We start from the raw sequence: 18,469 nt of genomic DNA on the forward strand, positions 1-18,469 counted from the left end.
TCACCGGACTCACGCCCCCAGCCCCGAGAACGCGGCGCGCACCAGCGCGACGGCGTCGGGGTGGCGCATCACGATCACGTCGCCGCCGGCGAGCGCGAGCGACAGCGCCGTGGTGGCCTCCCAGAGCACGCCGCGCTTGCCGGCGTCGCCCCAGGAGGGCTCCTCCTCCTCGCTCGCCCGCGCCTCTTTGACGCGCCATGCCTCGCGTCCCACCTGGCAGACGATCGGGCTCTGCGTCATCGCGTCGTTCTGCGCGAGAGCGGCGAGCCTGAGCCGCTCTATGACCGTGTAGGCGTACTCGAGGCCGTAACCCAGCGCGCCGACCGAGGGGTCGGTCAACAGCCGGTCGATCCCCAGGCCGAGCTGCGTGAGCAGGATGTTGAGCTGCTTGGCCATGTTCACGTCTATCGGGCTCTCGCCGGAGACGAGGTGGGAGTAGCCCAGCGCCGCCGCGCCGACCTGCTTGTAGTTGTCCTCCACGGCCGGTCCCAGCACGACGTCGTGGCCGGCGCAGGCCTCGGCCACGGCCTTGAGGACCTCGGCGTCCTTGATCGCGTTGCCCGAGCCGTACACGACGAGCGGGGCGTCGACCCCCTCGGCGACCTTGCGCGCGACCTCCGCGGCCGCCTCGGGAGGGGCGTCGGCGCCGTTGGGGTCGGTGGAGGCCAGCTGCAGGCACACCATGTCCGCGCCGTGCTCCTCCACGCAGCGCCGCCCCCAGGCCACCGGGTCGTCGAGCACGTCCGCGAAGGGCTCCTCGGCCGCCGCCGGCCAGCCGTGCGGGCGCGCGTCGTAGACCTCCATAGCGATGAGAGGCGGGGTGAACGGCGCCCCGTCGAAAGCGTAGAACGGCATGGTCCTGGCGCCGCCGGCGACCACCTGACGTCCCTCCGCCCCGAGCGCGACCTCGCGGATCGAGCCCGAGTAGCTCTGGACAGGGTCCTGGTACGTCATCTGTAGCCTCCTCACGCCGAGCCGGCCCGCTGGCGGGCGGCCTTCACGGTGTTCTCCATCAGCACGGCCACGGTCATCGGACCGACGCCCCCGGGCACGGGAGTGATCGCCGAGGCCTTGCGGGCCGCGCTCTCGAAGTCGACGTCGCCGACCAGCTTGCCGTCGACCCGGTTGATGCCGACGTCGACGACGACGGCGCCTTCCTTGATGTGCGTGCCGTCGACCACCGAGGGGCGGCCCGCGGCCACCACGACCACGTCGGCGCGGGCGAGGTGCGAGCCGACGTCGGCGGTCCTCGTGTGGCAGACGGTGACGGTTGCGTTCTCCTTCTGCAGCATGAGCGCCACGGGCTTGCCGACGATGTTGCTGCGGCCGACGACCACGGCCTCCTTGCCGCTGAGCTCCACGCCCGCCTCCTGCAGGAGCACCATCACGCCCCTCGGCGTGCACGGCTCGAACGTCGGCTTGCCCACCAGCAGGTTGCCGATGTTCTCGGGATGGAAGCCGTCGACGTCCTTGGCCGGCGATATCGCCCGGATCACGGCCTGCTCGTCGATGTGGTCCGGCAGCGGGAGCTGCACGAGGATGCCGTCGACGGCCGGGTCCTCGTTCAGGCGCCCGACGAGCCCTAGGAGCTCCTCCTGCGTGGTCCCCGCCGGCATCGCGTGCTTCTCGGAGCGGATGCCGACCTCCGCGCACGCCTTCTCCTTGCTGCGCACGTAGGCCCGCGAGGCCGGGTCGTCGCCGACGACCACCACCGCGAGGGCGGGCTCGACGCCTCCCGCCCGCATCCGCGACACCTCTTCGGCCAGCCGCTGCCGCATGGCGGCGGCGACGCCGGCCCCGTCGATGATCCTGGCGCTCACGTCTCTCTCCCGTCGCAGAGGGCCGGCGCTCCGGCCGAGGACAAGGTCGCGTCGCAGATGGCGTCGACAAGGCGCCGCACGGCGCCGACGGCCTCCGACGCTGCGGGAAGCTCGACGGTGGGACGCCCCCCGAGGTCGAGTTCCGCGATGAGCTCGTCGGGCGGCACCACCCCGGTGACGGCCAGACCGGCGGCCGAAGCCTCGGCGAGCAGTGCCGGCGCGAGGGGCTCGCGCGCGCGGTTGACGACGAGCAGCTTGCGCCCCGCGCAGACGCGCAACTCGTCGGCGAGCCCGGCCAGCCTCGCCGCGATACGGATGCCCCTCACGCTCGGATCGGAGACCAGCACGAGCGCGTCCACGTCCCGCGTCGTGCGGCGGCTCAGGTGCTCCATGCCGGCCTCGTTGTCGACCACGACCCACTCGTAGCTGTCGGCGAGCATGTCCAGATACCGCCGCACCAGCGTGTTCGCATAGCAGTAGCAGCCGGGCCCCTCGGGTCGTCCCATCGAGAGCACGTCGAAACGCGGGCCCTCGGCGAGGACCTGCTGGATGTGGTACTCCATCCACACATCCTTGGTCATCCCGGGCGGCAGGTCGTCCACGGAGCCCATCAGGTCCTCCGTGACCTCGCCCACGGAGCGTTCCACGTCCACGCCGAGCGCCTCGTGCAGGTTGGCGTTGGGGTCCGCGTCGACCGCCAGGATCGACCCCGGACGCGTGGTCAGCTCGCGCACCGCGAGCGCGGCCAGCGTCGTCTTCCCCGTACCGCCCTTGCCGGCGAACGCGATCGTGAAGCTCATCGGGCACCCCCGATCGACGCGCGGACCCCGGGCCGGGCGCATGACGGGAAGAGAGACGCGTCCGTGTGCGGCAGGAACAGACCCGAGACGTACTCGTCCATGAACGTCGCGCCGACGGAGAGCTCGACGTAGGTCATGGACCGCGCGATGCCCGACGCATCGGCGAGCGCGTCCATCGACATGGCGACCTCGCGCGCTCCGAGCAGCGAGCCGTTGCCGAGGTAGGAGAACCGCTCCTCGGGGAGGTCGGGCAGCAACCCGATGGCGACGGCCTGGTCGAGGTCGAGGTAGCGCCCGAACGACCCCGCGATGAACAGCCGCTGGATCGCGGAGACGTCGATGCCCACGCTCCCGAGCAGCACGCGCACGCCTGCGAAGACGGCCGCCTTCGCGCGCAGCAGGTTCTCGATGTCGACCTCGGTGAGCACGATGTCGCGCGCCTCCTCGGTCTCCTCGGCGAAGGCCAGCACATACTCCCAGCCGTGCTCGCCCGGACGGATGCGCGAAACGCCCAGCTCGCGGTCGAACGCCCCCTTGCCGTCCACCGCGCCGCACCTGGACAGCTCCGCGAGGGTGTCGATCAGCCCGCTGCCGCAGACGCCCACCGGCGACGCCCCACCGACGGTGGCCAGCCTCGGTTCGAGCGTGTCGGGGTCGATCACCACGGATTCGATCGCGCCGTCGGTGGCGCGCATCCCGTGCAGCACCCCGCCGCCCTCGAAGGCCGGCCCCGCCGAGCACGAGCACGCCATCCGCCAGTCGCTGTCGCCCAGCACGATCTCGCCGTTCGTGCCGATGTCGATCAGCAGGGAGAGCTCGTCGCCGCGCGCCAGGCCGGAGGCCAGCGTTCCCGCCGTGATGTCGCCGCCGACGTAGCTGGCAGGGCATGGCAGCACGTACAGGCGGGCGCCCGGGCTTCCCGAGAGGCCCCACTCCGCGGCGGCCATCCACGGGAACGAGGACGCCGCCGGCACGTAGGGCTCCGTGCGGATGGTCGCGGGGTCGAGTCCGAGGAACAGGTGCGTCATGACCGTGTTCCCCGCGAGGTAGTACGCCACGACGTCACCGCCGGCGACGCCGGCGGCCTCCAGGGCGCGGGCAGTGGCCTCCTCGACGGAGTCGGTCGCCAGGACGCGGAGGCGCTCCAAGCCCCCGTCGCGCTCGGTGGCGATGATGCGCGAGATGACGTCGGCACCCATCACCGCCTGCCGGTTGTACTCGGACCCCCGCGCGACCGGCAGGCCGCTCACGAGGTCGATCACCTCGCTCACCACCGTAGTCGTGCCGAGATCCACCGCGACCGCGTACTGGCGGCCGGCGAGCTCGCCCGCCTCCGCGCTCACGACCTCGCCTCCGCCGGCGCCGTCCTCCACGAGCAGCACGGTCGCGGACCAGTCCCCGTCCCGCAACGCCCGCGGTATCGACCGGACGGCCTCCAGAGACGATCCGATCCGCTCCAGCCCGCAGGCGCGCGCCACCTCGCGCAGCAGCCTCTCGCAGTCCGAAGCGGGGTCGTCGACGGTCGGGGGCGTCACGCGTACGGCCACGCGGCGGACGGGCGGCCTCAAGGGGAACGGGGTCTCGAAGGCGCGGTCGGCGATCGCGGCGGCCGGGTGCGGCTCCCGCGCGGTCATCCGCGACGCGGCCGGGACGCTGACGACGACGTCGCCGGTGACCTGTGCGGTGCACGCGAGGCGGAGGCCGGCGGCGGCCTCCTCGGGCGAGAGGCGCCCGTTCGTGCCTCCGTCCACCTCGCCCTGGAGGACGGCGACCTTGCACTTGCCGCACGTACCGGCACCTCCGCACGTGGAGATGACGTGCACGCCGGCGGTCAGGGCGGCCTCCAGGATGGTGGTCCCGCGGTCGACCTCCATGGCGCAGCCATCCTCTCGGAAGGTCACCTTCGGCACCAGTCGCCTCCTTCCCGAAGCCTCTCGTCGCTTCTCAGAACAGGCCGACGATGCGGCCGGCATCGTCGAGGTCGATGTGATTCCCCGCCGGCGTGCTCGGCAGCCCGGGCATGGTGCGCATGTCGCCGCAGAGCGGATAGAGGAAGCCCGCCCCAGCGCTGGCCCGGACGTCCCTGATCGGGAGCCGCCATCCTGTCGGCCGCCCCTTCACCGTGGGATCGTGGGAGAGCGACAGGTGGGTCTTGGCCATGCAGATGGGCAAGCGCGCCAGCCCCGCCTCGGTGTACTGCTCGAGCTTGCGCTTGGCGGCCGGTGCGTAGTCCACCCCGTCGGCGCCGTAGATGCGCGTCGCGATGGCCTCGATCTTCTCCGTCAGCGGCACGTCGTCGCGATAGGTGAACCGGAACTGCTTGGGCATCTCGCACGCCGCCACCACCGCCTCGGCGAGCTCCTCGCCTCCGGCTCCCCCCTTCGCGTGCATCCTGTGCGTCACGGCGAAGTCCGCTCCCGCCGCCATCGCCCGCTCGCGAACGAGCTCGTGCTCGCGCTCGGTGTCGGTCGGGAAGTGGTTCACGGCGACCACGACCGGCACGCCGAAGGACTTCATGTTCTCGACATGCTTCTCGAGGTTGCCGACGCCCTCGGCAAGGCTGTCGAGGTCCTCGGAGGTCAGCGCGGGGTCCAGCGGCTTGCCGGGGACGACGTTGAAGCGGCCCGAATGGGTCTTGAGCGCGCGCACCGTCGCGACCACGACGGCGCAGTCCGGCTTGAGCCCCGAGGCCCGGCACTTGATGTTGAAGAACTTCTCCGCCCCCATGTCCGCACCGAACCCGGACTCGGTCACCACGTACTCGCCGAGCTTCAGGGCGATCCTGTCGGCGATGATGGAGTTGTTGCCCTGCGCGATGTTGGCGAACGGCCCCGCATGCACGAACACCGGCCCGCCCTCGAGGTTCTGCAGCAGGTTGGGCTTGACCGCGTCGCGCAGCAGGACGGCCATCGACCCCGCGCACTTCAGCTGCTCGGCGGTGACCGGCTCACCGTCGTACGTCAGCCCGACGATCACCCTCCCGCACCTTGCGCGGATGTCCGCGAGGTCGCAGGCCATGGCGAGGATCGCCATGACCTCGCTGGCCACCGAGATGTCGAAGCCGGTCTCGCGCGGGACGCCGTCGGCCTTGCTGCCGAGGCCCACGACGATGTTGCGTAGTGCGCGGTCCGAGATGTCCACGACGCGCCGCCAAGTCACTGAGTGCGGGTCCATGCCGAGCGGGTTACGGAAATGGAGGCTGTTGTCGATGTAGGCGGCGAGCAAGTTGTTCGCCATACTCACCGCGTGCACGTCACCGGTGAGATGCAGATTGAAGTCCTCCATGGGCAGCACCTGGGAGTAGCCGCCCCCCGCCGCGCCGCCCTTGATCCCGAACACGGGACCGAGGGAGGGCTGCCTGATGCAGGTGACGGCCCTCTTGCCGACGTGGCGCAGGGCCTGCCCGAGTCCGATCGTGGTGACCGTCTTGCCCTCACCCAACGGCGTCGGGGTGACGGCCGTCACGTCGACGTACCGCCCGTTCGGACGGTCCGCGAGCCTGCCGAGCAGGCTCAGGTCCACCTTGGCCTTGTACCTGCCGTAGAGCTCGAGCTCTTCGTCCAGGATGCCGGCCTCGCCCGCCACCTCTTCGATGAGGCGCATGGTCGCTTCCTGGGCGATCTGCAGGTCTGACTTCATTCCGTCCTCCCCTTCGTCGTGGCGGGGCCAAGCGGTGGGAGGGACGTCGGCATCGGGAACGATCCGTCGCCGCGGCCCGTCCCTACCTGCGTACGTCGGAAGATAGGCCCCCGGATGGTCGTTGCGAACGGCTGGCTTGCGTGCGGCCCCACAGCCTCGGCAAGCGGTCGGATTAGGGGTTTGAGTGGAGGGGGCGCCCTCGGACGCGAGTCCCGGCCGGGCGTGGACCGCAGCGGCGGCGTCCTCAGCACAGCAGCTGCCGGGCCGCTCCGGCGAGGTACAGGCTGCCGGCCACGAGCACTCCCCGGCTGCCGGGCAGCGCGAGCGCCGCGTCCAGCGCGTCGGGGAGCGCGCCGCGGACCAGGGGCCGCCTGCCGGTGGCGTTCTCGACCGCCTCGGCGAGACGGCGCGGCTCCATCGCTCTCGCCGAGGGGGCGCGGGTGCACACGAAGCGGCGGACGGCCGGGGCGAGGGCAGCGGCGATCCCTTCGGCGTCCTTGTCGTCGCAGACGCCGAGGACCAGGTCGGGGGCGGCAGCTCCGAACGCCTCCTCGACCGCTCCGGCGAGCCGCGCTGCGGCCTGGGGGTTGTGCGCCCCGTCGAGCACCACGGGGACGGGGTCGCGGCAGGCGAGCTCGAAGCGGCCCGGGAACCGCACCCCCGCCAGCGCGCTGCGCACGGCTTCGGCCTCCAGGGCGCCGCCCGCGACGGCCTCGGCCGCAGCTACGGCGACGGCGGCGTTGGGCGCCTGGTACGAGGGCGCGTACACCTCGATCCCGCCGTAGTCCGCCCGCCCGGCGACGCGCAGCCGCGTGGGCTCACCCGGCGCGGCGGGCCTCTCGCGCACGTCGAAGCGCACCTCTCGGTATGCCTCCCCCGCGCCGCCGCCGCCGACCGGCAGCACGAGCGTCGCCGGGGCGCCCATCAGGCGCGCGCGTTCGAGGACCACGCCCAGCGCGTCACCGCAACCCGGGCCGACGACAGCGGCGGACGCGCGCTTTATCACGTGGGCCTTGTCCTCGGCGATGGCCGCAAGCGTGCCGCCGAGGCGTTCGGCGTGGTCGAGCCCCACGCCCGTCACCACACTCACAGCGGGAGCGACGACGCTGGTGGCGTCCCACCGCCCTCCCATCCCCACCTCCAGCACCGCCACGTGCACCCCCCGCTCGGCGAAGAGCAGCAGCGCCGCGGCCGTGAGCAGCTCGAACTCGGTCGTGCGGCGGCCGTCCTCGGCCGTCTCCCACACGCGCCGCATCGCGTCTGCGAACGCTCCGGGCTCCACGGGCCGGCCGTCGATCGCGATGCGCTCCGTGTAGGACCGCAGGTGCGGGCTCGTGTAGGCGCCGGCCCGCAGGCCCTGGGCGCCGAGGAGCGCCGAGAGCATCCACGTCACGGAGGTCTTACCGTTCGTGCCTGTGACCTGGACGGACCGGAAGGCGTCCTGCGGGTCCCCCAGCCCCGCGGCCAGCGCGCGGATGCCGTCCAGGGAGGGGCGGATGCCGAACTTGAGCGCCGAGGACAGCGCCGCCAGGGCGTCGGCGTAGGACCATGCGGGCATGAAGGGCTCCGCCGCGCCTACTCGAGGGCCTCGAGCTGCTCGCGCAGGAGGCGCTCCTCGGCGGCGAGCCTCGCCTCCTCGGCGCGCACCTTCTCGACGACCTCGGCGGGGGCGCCGGAGGCGAACCGCTCGTTGTCGAGCTTGGCCTTCCGCGCGGCTCGTTCCGTGCCGACGCGGGCGAGCTCGCGCGAGACGCGCGCCCTCTCGCGGTCGAAGTCGACGAGACCCTCCAGCGGCACGAAGACCTCCATGCCCCCCGCCACGCCGGCGGCGGCATGGCGCGGGCGCTCGGCGTCCGGGTCGACCGTCGACTCGCTGACTCCCGCGAGCTCGCCGAGGTACCGCGCCTCGGTGCGCACGAGCATCGCGTGCGCACCGCCGCCCTTCACGACCAGCCGCACCCCGGTCCTGGCCGGTACCCCGTAGCGCGCGCGCACGGCACGCACCTCGGTGATGAGCTCCTGGAGCACCCGCATCGACGCCTCGGCGCTCTCGTCGCGGAGGCGCTCGAGCCCCGCCGGCCACGCCGCGACCATCAGTGAGGGCTCGCCGGCGTGCGCCTGGACCGGCGCCCGGTCCGCGTCGGTCAGCGGCAGGCGCCGCCAGATCTCCTCGGTGACGTATGGCATGAACGGGTGCAGGAGCCGCAGCGCCCGGTCGAGCACGAACACCAGGTTGCGCTGGGCGGAGCGGCGTGCCTCCCGCTGCTCCTCGGTGGCCTCGGGCGCCGCCCCCGCGGCGAGCCTGCCCTTGGCGAGCTCGATGTACCAGTCGCAGTACTCGCTCCAGAAGAAGCCGTACAGCTCTCGCGCGGCCTCCCCGAAGTCGTACGCCTCGACGCCGGCCTCTCGCGCGGCGTCGACGTCCAGCGCCCGATCGACGACGCCGGCGACCTCCGCGAGGCGCGAGAGGATCCAGCGGTCCGCCACCGTGGCGGTCTCGGGCTCCCCGGGCTCGTGGCCGTCCAGGTTCATCAGCACGAAGCGGCTGGCGTTCCATATCTTGTTCGCGAAGTTACGCGAGGACGCCAGCTTCTCCTCGGAGAAGCGCACATCCTGCGAGCCCGTGACCTGGAGCATCAGACCGAAGCGCATGCCGTCGGCGCCGTAGTGCTCCATCAGGTCCAGGGGGTCGATGCCGGTCCCCAGCGACTTGGACATCCGCTTGCCCTCGGCGTTGAAGACGGTGGGGTGGATGATGACGTCGCGGTAGGGCACGTCGCCGGCGAAGTGCATGCCGCTCATGATCATCCTCGCCACCCACAGGAACAGGATGTCGCGCGCGGTTGAGAGCACGGAGGTCGGGTAGAAGCAAGTCAGCTCGGGCGTCGCGGCGGGCCAGCCGAAGACGGCGAACGGCCAGAGTTGCGAGGAGAACCACGTGTCGAGCACGTCCTCGTCCTGGCGGACGGGCCCGCCGCAGTCCGGGCAGGCCTCCAGGTCCGTCATCGAGGCGACCGCCTTTCCCCCGCACGCCGCGCAGTAGAACACCGGGATCTGGTGACCCCACCACAGCTGGCGGCTGACGCACCAGTCACGGATGTTCTCCATCCAGTCGAAGTAGACCTTCTCCCAGCGCTTCGGGTGGAACACCACGCGCCCGTCGCGCACCGCCTCGATCGCGGGAGCGGCCAGCGGCTTCATGTCCACGAACCACTGGTCCGACAGCCACGGCTCCACGATGGTATGGCAGCGGTAGCAGTGGCCCACCGCGTGAGGCCTGTCCTCGACCTCGGCCAGGAGGCCTTGCGCTTCCAGGTCGGCGACCACCCGGCCGCGCGCCTCGAAGCGGTCCAGCCCCGCGTAGGGGCCGCCGTTCTCGTTGACGGTGGCGTCGGGTGCGAGGACGTTGACCTTCTCGCAGCCGTGCCGCTCGGCGATCTCGAAGTCGTTGGGGTCGTGGGCGGGTGTGACCTTGACCGCCCCGGTGCCGAAGCAAGGGTCGACGTAGTCGTCGGCGACCACGGGGATGTCGCGGCCCAGCAGCGGCAGGACGACCGTGGCTCCGACCACGTCCCGGTAGCGTTCGTCCTCGGGGTGCACCGCCACGCACGTGTCGCCCAGCATGGTCTCGGGCCGTGTCGTCGCGACGACCAGGTGCGTGTACCCCCCGCGCGGCTCGGCGAGCGGGTAGCGGATGTGCCACAGCGCACTGTCGACCTCGGCGTGCTCGACCTCGATGTCCGACAGCGCAGTGGCGCAGCGGGGACACCAGTTGATGATGCGCTCGCCGCGGTAGACCAGGCCTTCCTCGAACCAGTCGACGAACACCTTACGGACGGCGCGCCGGTAGCCGGGGTCCATCGTGAAGTGCTCGTCGTCGTAGTCGCAGGAACAGCCCATCGCCTTGAGCTGGCCGATGATCGTGGACCCATGCTCGCGGCGCCATTCCCAGCACATCTCGACGAACCGCTCGCGGCCCACGTCGTGGCGAGAGAGCCCCTGCAGCGCGAGCTTCTGCTCCACCTTGTTCTGGGTGGCGATCCCGGCGTGGTCGGTGCCGACCACCCAGCGGGTGGGGCGCCCCGTCATCCGCATGCGGCGGACGACGACGTCCTGGATGGTGTTGTTGAGCGCATGCCCCATGTGCAGGGAGCCGGTCACGTTCGGCGGCGGGATGACGACGGTGAAGGGCTCGGCCCCCTCGGTCACCGGCTGGCGGAAGTACCCGCCGGACAGCCAGGACTCCAGCACCGGCCCCTCCACGGACTTCGGGTCGTACGCCTTGGGCATCTCACTCATCGGTGTGCGCCGTCCCCTTCCCACGCGGTCATGAGGATTCTATGTCAAAGCGTCCCGTACATGACTGTGGGCTCTCGGCAGGTGCGCCCGGCGGGCGCGGCCCGCCCCGTTCGCCGAGGAGGACGCGAAGCACAGGAGAGGGCGGCACGAGCGAAGGGGGACGCGGACCGGCGCCTCCGGCTGCGACCGTCGCCGGGAGGCGCTCCCGCCGTCCGGCCGGACGCGGGTCAGGCGCTGGCCTCGCGACGACGGCGGCCGGATTGCATCCTCGGCGCCTCGTCGCCCCTCACCACGGCGTCGGTCACCGTGACGACCTCGATGTCGTCGCGGCCGGGCAGCTCGTACATCGTGTCGAGCAGCTGGGCCTCCATGATGGAGCGCAGCCCGCGAGCCCCGGTCGCGCGCTTGATCGCCTCGTGCGCCACCTCGCGCAGCGCCGAGGCCGTGAAGTCCAACCGCACGCCCTCCATGCCGAACAGGCGCTGGTACTGCTTCACGAGCGCGTTCTTCGGCTCCGTGAGGATGCATACCAGGTCGTCCTCGGAGAGCTCCTGGACGGCGGCCATGACGGGCAGCCTGCCGACGAACTCGGGGATGAGCCCGAAGCGGTGCAGGTCCTCGGGTAACGCCTGGGCGAGCAGCGTCCCGACGTCTCCCGTGGCCCCCTCCCGCAGGTCGGCCCCGAAGCCCACGCCGCGCCTCCCGATGCGCTCGCCGACGATCTTCTCCAGCCCGACGAACGCCCCGCCGAGGATGAACAGGATGTTCGTGGTGTCGATCTTGATGAGCTCCTGCTGCGGGTGCTTGCGGCCGCCCTGCGGCGGCACGGCGGCCTCGGTCCCCTCCAGGATCTTCAGCAGGGCCTGCTGCACGCCCTCGCCCGAGACGTCCCGGGTGATCGAGAGGTTCTCGGCCTTGCGGGCGGTCTTGTCGATCTCGTCGATGTAGACGATGCCGACCTCGGCGCGCTTCACGTCGAAGTCCGCCGCGGTGATGAGCTTCAGCAGGATGTTCTCGACGTCCTCGCCGACGTAGCCGGCCTCGGTGAGCGAGGTGGCGTCGGCGATCGCGAACGGGACCTTGAGGATGCGCGCGAGCGTCTGGGCGAGCAGGGTCTTCCCGCACCCCGTGGGGCCGAGCAGCAGGATGTTGCTCTTCGCGAGCTCCACGTCCTCGGGTCCCTCGCCGGGCAGCGAGCGCACGCGCTTGTAGTGGTTGTACACGGCGACCGACAGGACCTTCTTCGCGAGCTCCTGGCCGACGACGTACTCGTTGAGCGTCTTGTAGATCTCCTGGGGGGTGGGCAGCTCGTCCACCATGACGTGGACGTGCTCGTCCGCGACCTCCTCGTCGACGATGTCGTTGCACAGGTCGATGCACTCGTCGCAGATGTACACGCCCGGCCCCGCGATGAGCTTGCGGACCTGGCGCTGTCCCTTACCGCAGAACGAGCACTTGAGGTGCTCGCCGCCCTCGTGCCGGTCAGGCATGTCCGACTACCCCGTTCCGCTCTCCTTGGCGCGCTTCGTCACGACCTCGTCGACGAGGTTGTAGGACTGGGCCTCCTCGGCGGTCATGATGTAGTCGCGGTCCGTGTCCGTGTGGATCTTCTCGATCGGCTGCCCCGTGTGGTGCGCGAGGATCTCGTCCAGCCGGTGCCGCATCCGGATCATCTCCTTGGCACCGATCTCGATGTCGGCCACCTGCCCCTGCACCCCGCCGAGGGGCTGGTGGATGAGGATCCGGCTGTTGGGCAGAGCGTAACGCTTACCTTCGGCGCCCGCGGCGAGCAGCACCGCCGACATGGATGCGCACTGGCCGATGCAGATGGTCGAGACGTGGCAGCGCACGTACTGCATCGTGTCGTAGATCGCCAGTCCCGCCGTCACCAGACCGCCCGGCGAGTTGATGTACAGGTTGACATCCTTGTCCGGGTCCTGGCTCTCGAGGTGGAGGAGTTGCGCGATCACGAGGTTGGCGATCTCGTCGCCGATCTCGTGCCCGAGGAAGATGACGCGCTCGTTCAGCAGGCGAGAGTAGATGTCGAAGCTGCGCTCGCCCCGGCTCGTCTGCTCGACGACGATCGGCACCAGGTTCCTGGCGTCGTGACCCATCAGGCTACTCCTCGCTGTCCTGCCCGGTCGCGGGCTCCGGGGCCTTCTCGGCGCGTTCGGCCGTGTCAGCCTTCTTCTTCCTCCTCGGAGTCTTCTTCCCCGAAGACGCCTTCGGAGCGTCCTCTCCACCGGCCGCCGGCGTCTCATTATCCCCATCCGGCCCCGGCTCTCTCTCGACCACGGTCACATTGTCGATGAGCCATTCGACGGCCTTGCGGTGCATCACCTGCTCCCGCACGACCGGAAGGACGCCGGCCGCCCGCCAGCGCTCTCTGAGCTCCTCCACGGGCCGGTCGCCGCCGCCCATCTCCGCGAGCGAAGCGTCGACGTCCTCGTCGGCGACCTCCATGCCCTTGGCGCGGAAGAGCGCTTCCAAGGCCAGCTCCTCGCGCACCGAGCGCTCCGCCTGCTCGGCGATGTCGCGCTCGATCTGCTCGGGATCGACGTCGGTGGCGTTCACGTAATCCTTCAGAGTTATCCCGCGCGCCTCGAGGCTGTTGAAGAAGTCCCGCGTCATCGCGTCCTTGGCCGAGTCGACCATCGCCTGGGGCACCTCGCCTTCGACCCGTTCGGCCAGCGCCCGCCGGGCTTCGCGCTCGATGGTCTGCATGTGCGCGAGCTCGCGGGACTCGCTGAGGCGCCGGCGCATGTCGTCGCGAAGCTCCTGGATCGTGTCGAAGCCGCCGACGTTGCCTGCGAACTCGTCGTCGGCCTCCGGCATGATCTTGGCCTTCACCTCGTGCACGGTGATGTCGAAGGCGGCCTTCCTGCCGACGAACTCCGGGTTCGAGGAGCTCTCGGGGATCACGAACTCGGCCTTCGAGGAATCGCCCGGACCGGCGCCGAGGACGGCGTCGTCGAACTCCTCGGGCATCAGGCCCCGGCCCATCTCGTAGAGGTACTTGTCGACGCTGTTGCCCTCGTAGCTCTCGCCGTCGACCAGACCCGTGAAGCTCAGGAGCACGAAGTCGTCCGGTCCCGCACCCCTGTCGGTGACCGGCTCGAGCGTGGCGAACCGCTCGCGCATGATCTCGATCTGCCGCTCGACCTCGGCGTCGGTGACGGCCCTGGACGGGATCTCGACGGAGACGGGCTCGTCCGAGCTGAGCGCGAGCTGCGGCCGGACCCGGACCTCCGCCACGTAGGTGTACGCCTCGCCCTCGCGCGGCAGCTCCAGCTCGCCGAGGTCGGGTTGCCCGACCGTGCGCAGGTCCTCGGCGTCGAGAGCAGCCGGGTAGGTCTCGTTCACGATCGCTTCCTGGGCCTCGGCCAGCACGTTGTCCCGGCCGACGTGCCCCTCGACGATCGGGCGTGGGGCCTTCCCGGCCCGGAAGCCCGAGATCCGCAGCTTGGAGGCCACCCGCTTGTACGTCGCGGCCACGGCGCGGTCGACTTCCTCGGGCGCGACCGTCACCGTGAGCCGGACGAGGCCGTCTTCGACGTTCTCGACCTTCGTCTCCACGCTGTCCCTCCTGGTCCGTCGGCTCATCGACACGGCGGCCCGGCACCGGGGGCCGGGCTGCTCGCGTCATGGGATCCCTGGTGCGGGCGAGAGGACTCGAACCTCCACGGGTCTCCCCACCAGATCCTAAGTCTGGCGCGTCTGCCGATTCCGCCACGCCCGCTAGAAGACCGGCTCCACAGTATAACGAAAAGGCCGGCGACCGGCGCCGGCCTCGCAGTGATCGCTGTGGTGGGCCGTATAGGGATCGAACCTATGACCTTGGGATTAAGAGTCCCCTGCTCTGCCAGCTGAGCTAACGGCCCACAGGTGCTCGCATATTCTACCCCGCGTCGCCGAAAGTGCAAATCGCGCTCCGTGCGCCGGCTCCGCGCCGCCCGACGGGCGGGTGGCAAAGCCTGCCATGGAAAGGTATACATATCCGAATGGGTGCGCCGGCGAGGCGCCGGACACCGACCGCGAGGGACGAGGACCGCATGACGACCCGCGGCATCCGCCACCCCATCGATACCACACTGCGAGTGCTGCGCCGGTCCCTGGGGCTCGGCGTGCTCTGGTGGGTGGTCGCCGAGGGAGACGCTTCGTCGCTGCAGTTCGGGATCCCGACCGTGCTGCTCGCCTCGGCCGCGTCGGTGGGGCTGACGCCCGCGCGATCCTGGCGGCTGCGGCTCTCCCGCGTCCCGCGCTTCGTCGCGTACTTCGCGGCGCAGTCCGCGGTCGGCGGCGTCGACGTCGCCCTGCGCGCCTTGCGCCCGAGCATGCCCCTGGCGCCGGGCACGGTCGTCTACCCGCTGCGGCTCCCGTCGGTGCCGCCGAGGGTGCTCATGGCCGACGTCTTGAGCCTGCTGCCGGGCACGCTCTCCGTCGGGCTCACCGAGGAGGTCCTGATAGTGCATGTGTTGGACGTCGGCACGGACCTCGTCGGGCCGACGCGCAGGCTCGAGGACGAGATCGCGGCGCTCTTCGGGCTTCAGGACGAGCTGCTCGAGGGGGTGTCGTGACGGGCGCGGTGTTCGTCGGGCTGGCGGCGTTCCTGCTCCTGACCGTGCTCCTCGGCCTGATCCGCGTGGAGCGCGGACCTTCGGGCGCGGACCGCATGCTCGCCGCCCAGCTGTTCGCCACGTCCGGCGTGGCGATGCTGCTGCTGCTCTCCGAGGGCCTGGGCGCGCCGTCGCTGCGCGACGTCGCCCTCGTCGTGGCGTTGCTGGCGGCGGTCGCGGCGGTCGCGTTCGTCAAGCGCGCGTGGGACTGGCGGCGCGTGACCGAGGAGCGCTCGTGAGCCTGCTCGACGCTGTCTCGGTCGCGCTGTGCGTCGCCGGCGCCGTGTTCTTCTTCGCGGGCTCGGTCGGCCTGCTGCGGTTCCCCGACGTCTACACGAGGCTTCACGCGCTCACCAAGGCCGACAACCTCGGACTGGGACTCACCGCGGCCGGCCTCGCGCTCCGGGCGGACTCCCCGCTCGTGGCGCTGAAGCTGCTGCTGACGTGGTTGCTGGTGCTGCTGGCCGGCGCGACGGCGTCGCACCTGGTGGCCGGCGCGGCTGAGGCCGCGGGCGTCGAGCCCTGGAGCCGGCCGTGACGGTGGCGAGCTGGGTCTTCGACGCGCTCCTCGTGGCGGCGATGCTGTTCACCGCCGTACGGTCCCTGGCCGAGCTGCGGCTCTTCAAGTCGGTCGTGCTCTTCATCGCCTTCGGCCTGCTGGCGGCGTTCGCCTGGGTCAGGCTCGGGGCGCCGGACATCGCGCTGGCCGAAGCCGCCATCGGCACGGGCATCACCGGAGTGCTGATGCTCGACGCGGTGGGTCACATGAAGCGGCGTACCGAGCCCTACCCGACCTACCACGCGGGCGAGGCGAGGCCCTCCCCTCCTCCCGGACCGGCCTCCGGGTCCCGCAGCACCGCGCTGGCCGCCGCGGCGCTCGCCCTGGGGCTGGCTGCCGCGCTGACCCTCGCCGAGCTCGCCATCCCGGAGGACCTGCCCGGGCTGGCGCCGGCAGTCGCGGCGCACCTCGGGGCGGCCGGCGTGGAGAACCCCGTCACCGCGGTCCTGCTCAACTTCCGCGGATACGACACGCTGCTCGAGATCGGCGTGCTGGTGCTGGCCGCCCTCGGCGTGCTCTCGCTCAGGGGGGGACGGCCCAGCGCGCCCGGAGCGGTCGCCGGCAAGGCCGGCCCCGTCCTGTCCGCGATGACTCGCCTGCTCGCACCCGTGATGATCGTCGTGGCCGGCTACCTCCTGTGGGCCGGCGCACACGCGCCGGGGGGCGCGTTCCAGGCAGGGTCCGTCCTGGGCGCCGCGGGCGTGCTGCTCTCGCTGTCGGGCTACGTCCGGCCGGTCTGGATCGGGCGCGGCCTCGCCCGGTGGATGCTGTCGGCGGGCTTCCTCGTGTTCCTCGCGATAGCGGCCGCCTCGATCCTCGCGGGAGGCCGGTTCCTGGAATATCCGGCCCCCTACGCCAAGAGTCTCATGCTGGCGGTCGAGACCGTGCTCACCCTGTCCATCGCGGCGATCCTCGTCAGCCTGTTCATCGCCTCGGCCGCCCCCGTGTCCCCGTCAGAGACCGAGGAGGCGTGATGAGCAGGACCGACCTCTTCGCGCTCGCGGGCATGGCGCTGTTCGTCATCGGCGCGCAGGCGCTCGTGACGCGAGACCACCTGCTCCACAAGGTGCTGGCCTTCAACATCATGGGCGGCGGCGTGTTCCTCGTGCTCGTCGGCATCGCGCGGCGGGTGCCCGGCCCCGTCCCCGACCCGGTGCCGCACGCGATGGTGCTCACCGGCATCGTGGTGACAGTCAGCGCCACGGCCTTCGCCTTGGCCATCGTGAAGCGGCTCTCCTCCGAGACCGGCAGCGGCGTGCTCGAGCCTCCCGACACCGGGAACGGGACGCGGGAAGGGGGTGCGGCGTGAGCGAGGCGCTGGGCTGGGCCGCCCGGCACCTGCCGGCCCTCCTGGTGCTCGCGCCTCTGGCCGGCGCCGTCCTGTCCTTCCTGGCGGGCCCGCACAAGGCGCCGGCAGCGGCGACCGCCACCGCTCTGGTCGTGCCCGTGCCGGCGTTCGCGCTGGCCGCCCGCGTGCTGCAGCGCGGCCCGCTGCGGTACGAGGTCGGCGGCTGGGGGGCCCCGCTCGGCATCGACCTGGCCGTGGACGGACTGTCCGCGCTGCTGATCTGCGTGACCGCGGTGGTCGGGCTGGCCGTGACCGTCTACGCGACCGGCTACTTCTCGTGCACTCACGAGAGGGGGACGCACACGGAGCTGTTCTGGCCGGTGTGGCTGCTGTTGTGGGCGGCGCTGCTGGCGCTGTTCGTGTCCGCTGACGCGTTCAACCTGTACGTCTGCCTCGAGCTGGTGAGCATCTCGGCCGTGATCCTCGTCGGCCTCGGCGGCGGGGTGGCCGCCCTGAGAGCGTCGCTGCGGTACATGTTCGCGAGCATGTTCGCCTCGCTCCTGTACCTGCTCGGCGTCGCCCTGCTCTACGGAGCGTTCGGCTCGCTCGACCTGGCGACCCTGCGGGAAGCGGCGCGGCCCGGCGTGACCGGGGCGGTCGCCGTCGCGGCCATGACGGCCGCACTGGCGCTCAAGACGGCCCTGTTCCCGATGCACTTCTGGCTGCCGGCCGCGCACGCCTCGGCACCGTCTCCCGTGAGCGCGGCGCTGTCGGCACTCGTCGTCAAGGCGTCGTTCTACATCGCATTGCGGCTCGTGCTCGAGGTGGCACCGCCGGGCTACGTGCCGGCCATGCCCTACGTGCTCGGCCTCATGGGCGCCGCGGCGATCGTCTGGGGCTCGGCGCAAGCGCTCGTCCAGTCCCGTCTCAAGATGATGGTCGCCTACTCGACCGTCGCCCAGATCGGCTACCTCTTCCTGGTGTTCCCGCTGGCCGCCGCTCCCGCGGCCGTCGGCTCGGGCGCCGCGCTCGTGGCCTGGTCCGCCGTCGTCCTGCACGCCGTCGCGCATGCGCTGGCCAAGGGCGCGATGTTCCTGTCGGCCGGAACGCTGCTGAAGCGCTACGGGCACGACCGCATCCCCGACCTCGCCGGCGCCGCCCGCTCCGCGCCCGCCTCCGCGGCCGCCTTCGCCTTGGCCGGGGTCACGATGATGGGGCTGCCGCCCTCCGGCGGGTTCGTCGCGAAGTGGATGCTGTTCGAGGCGTCGCTGCGGACGGGCCAGTGGTGGTGGGCGGCGCTGCTCGTCCTCGGCGGGCTGCTGGCCGCGGCCTACGTCTTCCGAGTGGTCGCCGCGCTCATGGCGCAGCCGGACCGGGACCTGCCCGCTCCCTCGCCCGTCGCCGCGGCGCTGGATTGGGTGCCGCTCACGCTCGCGGTGGCGTCTCTG

At 71.5% G+C, this 18,469-nt stretch carries 15 protein-coding genes and 2 tRNA genes; 5 read left to right on the forward strand and 12 right to left on the reverse strand.

The genetic code is table 11. The features are described from left to right. Nucleotides 1-9: 9 nt before the first annotated feature. The 12 genes from IBX62_04410 to IBX62_04465 form a co-directional block, all read right to left on the reverse strand. Nucleotides 10-954: an acetyl-CoA decarbonylase/synthase complex subunit delta gene (locus IBX62_04410; GenBank protein ID MBE0476327.1), complete on the reverse strand. Its 945-nt coding sequence runs from the start codon at nt 952-954 to the stop codon at nt 10-12. 11 nt (nt 955-965) lie between these two features. Continuing rightward, complete coding sequence (folD, locus tag IBX62_04415) at nt 966-1,820, reverse strand: bifunctional methylenetetrahydrofolate dehydrogenase/methenyltetrahydrofolate cyclohydrolase FolD (protein ID MBE0476328.1); 855 nt, start codon at nt 1,818-1,820, stop codon at nt 966-968. Further along, nucleotides 1,817-2,620 carry a carbon monoxide dehydrogenase gene (locus IBX62_04420; GenBank protein ID MBE0476329.1) on the reverse strand — a complete coding sequence of 268 codons (804 nt, stop codon included), beginning with the start codon at nt 2,618-2,620 and terminating at the stop codon, nt 1,817-1,819. The genes folD and IBX62_04420 overlap by 4 nt, the downstream gene beginning before the upstream one ends. After that, complete coding sequence (locus tag IBX62_04425) at nt 2,617-4,530, reverse strand: DUF4445 domain-containing protein (GenBank protein ID MBE0476330.1); 1,914 nt, start codon at nt 4,528-4,530, stop codon at nt 2,617-2,619. Before IBX62_04425 ends, IBX62_04420 begins: the two co-directional genes overlap by 4 nt. 34 nt (nt 4,531-4,564) lie before the next feature. Next, complete coding sequence (locus IBX62_04430; GenBank protein MBE0476331.1) at nt 4,565-6,259, reverse strand: formate--tetrahydrofolate ligase; 1,695 nt, start codon at nt 6,257-6,259, stop codon at nt 4,565-4,567. 244 nt (nt 6,260-6,503) lie between these two features. Then, nucleotides 6,504-7,817, reverse strand: a complete 1,314-nt coding sequence (locus IBX62_04435; protein ID MBE0476332.1) for a dihydrofolate synthase — start codon at nt 7,815-7,817, stop codon at nt 6,504-6,506. A gap of 17 nt (nt 7,818-7,834) precedes the next feature. Next, nucleotides 7,835-10,558, reverse strand: a complete 2,724-nt coding sequence (locus IBX62_04440; GenBank protein ID MBE0476333.1) for a valine--tRNA ligase — start codon at nt 10,556-10,558, stop codon at nt 7,835-7,837. A gap of 227 nt (nt 10,559-10,785) precedes the next feature. Then, complete coding sequence (gene clpX, locus IBX62_04445) at nt 10,786-12,048, reverse strand: ATP-dependent Clp protease ATP-binding subunit ClpX (GenBank protein MBE0476334.1); 1,263 nt, start codon at nt 12,046-12,048, stop codon at nt 10,786-10,788. Between the two features lie 6 nt (nt 12,049-12,054). Then, nucleotides 12,055-12,672 (reverse strand): ATP-dependent Clp endopeptidase proteolytic subunit ClpP, encoded by a 618-nt coding sequence (gene clpP / locus IBX62_04450; protein ID MBE0476335.1) that lies wholly within the window; start codon nt 12,670-12,672, stop codon nt 12,055-12,057. A gap of 4 nt (nt 12,673-12,676) precedes the next feature. Continuing rightward, nucleotides 12,677-14,134, reverse strand: a complete 1,458-nt coding sequence (gene tig / locus IBX62_04455; GenBank protein MBE0476336.1) for a trigger factor — start codon at nt 14,132-14,134, stop codon at nt 12,677-12,679. A 78-nt stretch (nt 14,135-14,212) separates the two neighbouring features. Then, nucleotides 14,213-14,297: transfer RNA gene (locus IBX62_04460), tRNA-Leu, on the reverse strand. A gap of 66 nt (nt 14,298-14,363) precedes the next feature. Continuing rightward, nucleotides 14,364-14,439, reverse strand: a tRNA-Lys gene (locus tag IBX62_04465). A gap of 171 nt (nt 14,440-14,610) precedes the next feature. On the opposite strand from IBX62_04465, the gene IBX62_04470 reads away from it, so the two are divergent. The 5 genes from IBX62_04470 to IBX62_04490 all read left to right on the forward strand — a co-directional run. Further along, entirely contained in the window at nt 14,611-15,135 is a 525-nt protein-coding gene (locus tag IBX62_04470; GenBank protein ID MBE0476337.1) for a Na+/H+ antiporter subunit E, read from the forward strand. Further along, nucleotides 15,029-15,712: a monovalent cation/H(+) antiporter subunit G gene (locus tag IBX62_04475; GenBank protein ID MBE0476338.1), complete on the forward strand. Its 684-nt coding sequence runs from the start codon at nt 15,029-15,031 to the stop codon at nt 15,710-15,712. Before IBX62_04470 ends, IBX62_04475 begins: the two co-directional genes overlap by 107 nt. Nucleotides 15,713-15,753: 41 nt before the next feature. Next, nucleotides 15,754-16,707 carry a DUF4040 domain-containing protein gene (locus IBX62_04480; GenBank protein ID MBE0476339.1) on the forward strand — a complete coding sequence of 318 codons (954 nt, stop codon included), beginning with the start codon at nt 15,754-15,756 and terminating at the stop codon, nt 16,705-16,707. Further along, on the forward strand, nt 16,707-17,042 hold the full coding sequence (locus tag IBX62_04485) for an NADH-quinone oxidoreductase subunit K (GenBank protein ID MBE0476340.1): 336 nt from the start codon (nt 16,707-16,709) through the stop codon (nt 17,040-17,042). Before IBX62_04480 ends, IBX62_04485 begins: the two co-directional genes overlap by 1 nt. After that, on the forward strand, nt 17,039-18,469 hold a 1,431-nt coding region (locus tag IBX62_04490; protein MBE0476341.1), incomplete at its 3' end, for an oxidoreductase. The genes IBX62_04485 and IBX62_04490, both read left to right, overlap by 4 nt.

The sequence above is a fragment of the Coriobacteriia bacterium genome, assembly GCA_014859305.1.
GTDB lineage: Bacteria > Actinomycetota > Coriobacteriia > Anaerosomatales > Kmv31 > Kmv31.

Coding starts and splice junctions, on each gene's coding strand:
- IBX62_04410 (MBE0476327.1), bottom strand. CDS start 954: ATGACGTACCAGGACCCTGTCCAGAGCTACTCGGGCTCGATCCGCGAG.
- IBX62_04420 (MBE0476329.1), bottom strand. CDS start 2,620: ATGAGCTTCACGATCGCGTTCGCCGGCAAGGGCGGTACGGGGAAGACG.
- IBX62_04430 (MBE0476331.1), bottom strand. CDS start 6,259: ATGAAGTCAGACCTGCAGATCGCCCAGGAAGCGACCATGCGCCTCATC.
- IBX62_04435 (MBE0476332.1), bottom strand. CDS start 7,817: ATGCCCGCATGGTCCTACGCCGACGCCCTGGCGGCGCTGTCCTCGGCG.
- IBX62_04440 (MBE0476333.1), bottom strand. CDS start 10,558: ATGAGTGAGATGCCCAAGGCGTACGACCCGAAGTCCGTGGAGGGGCCG.
- clpX (MBE0476334.1), bottom strand. CDS start 12,048: ATGCCTGACCGGCACGAGGGCGGCGAGCACCTCAAGTGCTCGTTCTGC.
- clpP (MBE0476335.1), bottom strand. CDS start 12,672: ATGGGTCACGACGCCAGGAACCTGGTGCCGATCGTCGTCGAGCAGACG.
- IBX62_04470 (MBE0476337.1), top strand. CDS start 14,611: ATGACGACCCGCGGCATCCGCCACCCCATCGATACCACACTGCGAGTG.
- IBX62_04475 (MBE0476338.1), top strand. CDS start 15,029: ATGTGTTGGACGTCGGCACGGACCTCGTCGGGCCGACGCGCAGGCTCG.
- IBX62_04480 (MBE0476339.1), top strand. CDS start 15,754: ATGCTGTTCACCGCCGTACGGTCCCTGGCCGAGCTGCGGCTCTTCAAG.
- IBX62_04485 (MBE0476340.1), top strand. CDS start 16,707: ATGAGCAGGACCGACCTCTTCGCGCTCGCGGGCATGGCGCTGTTCGTC.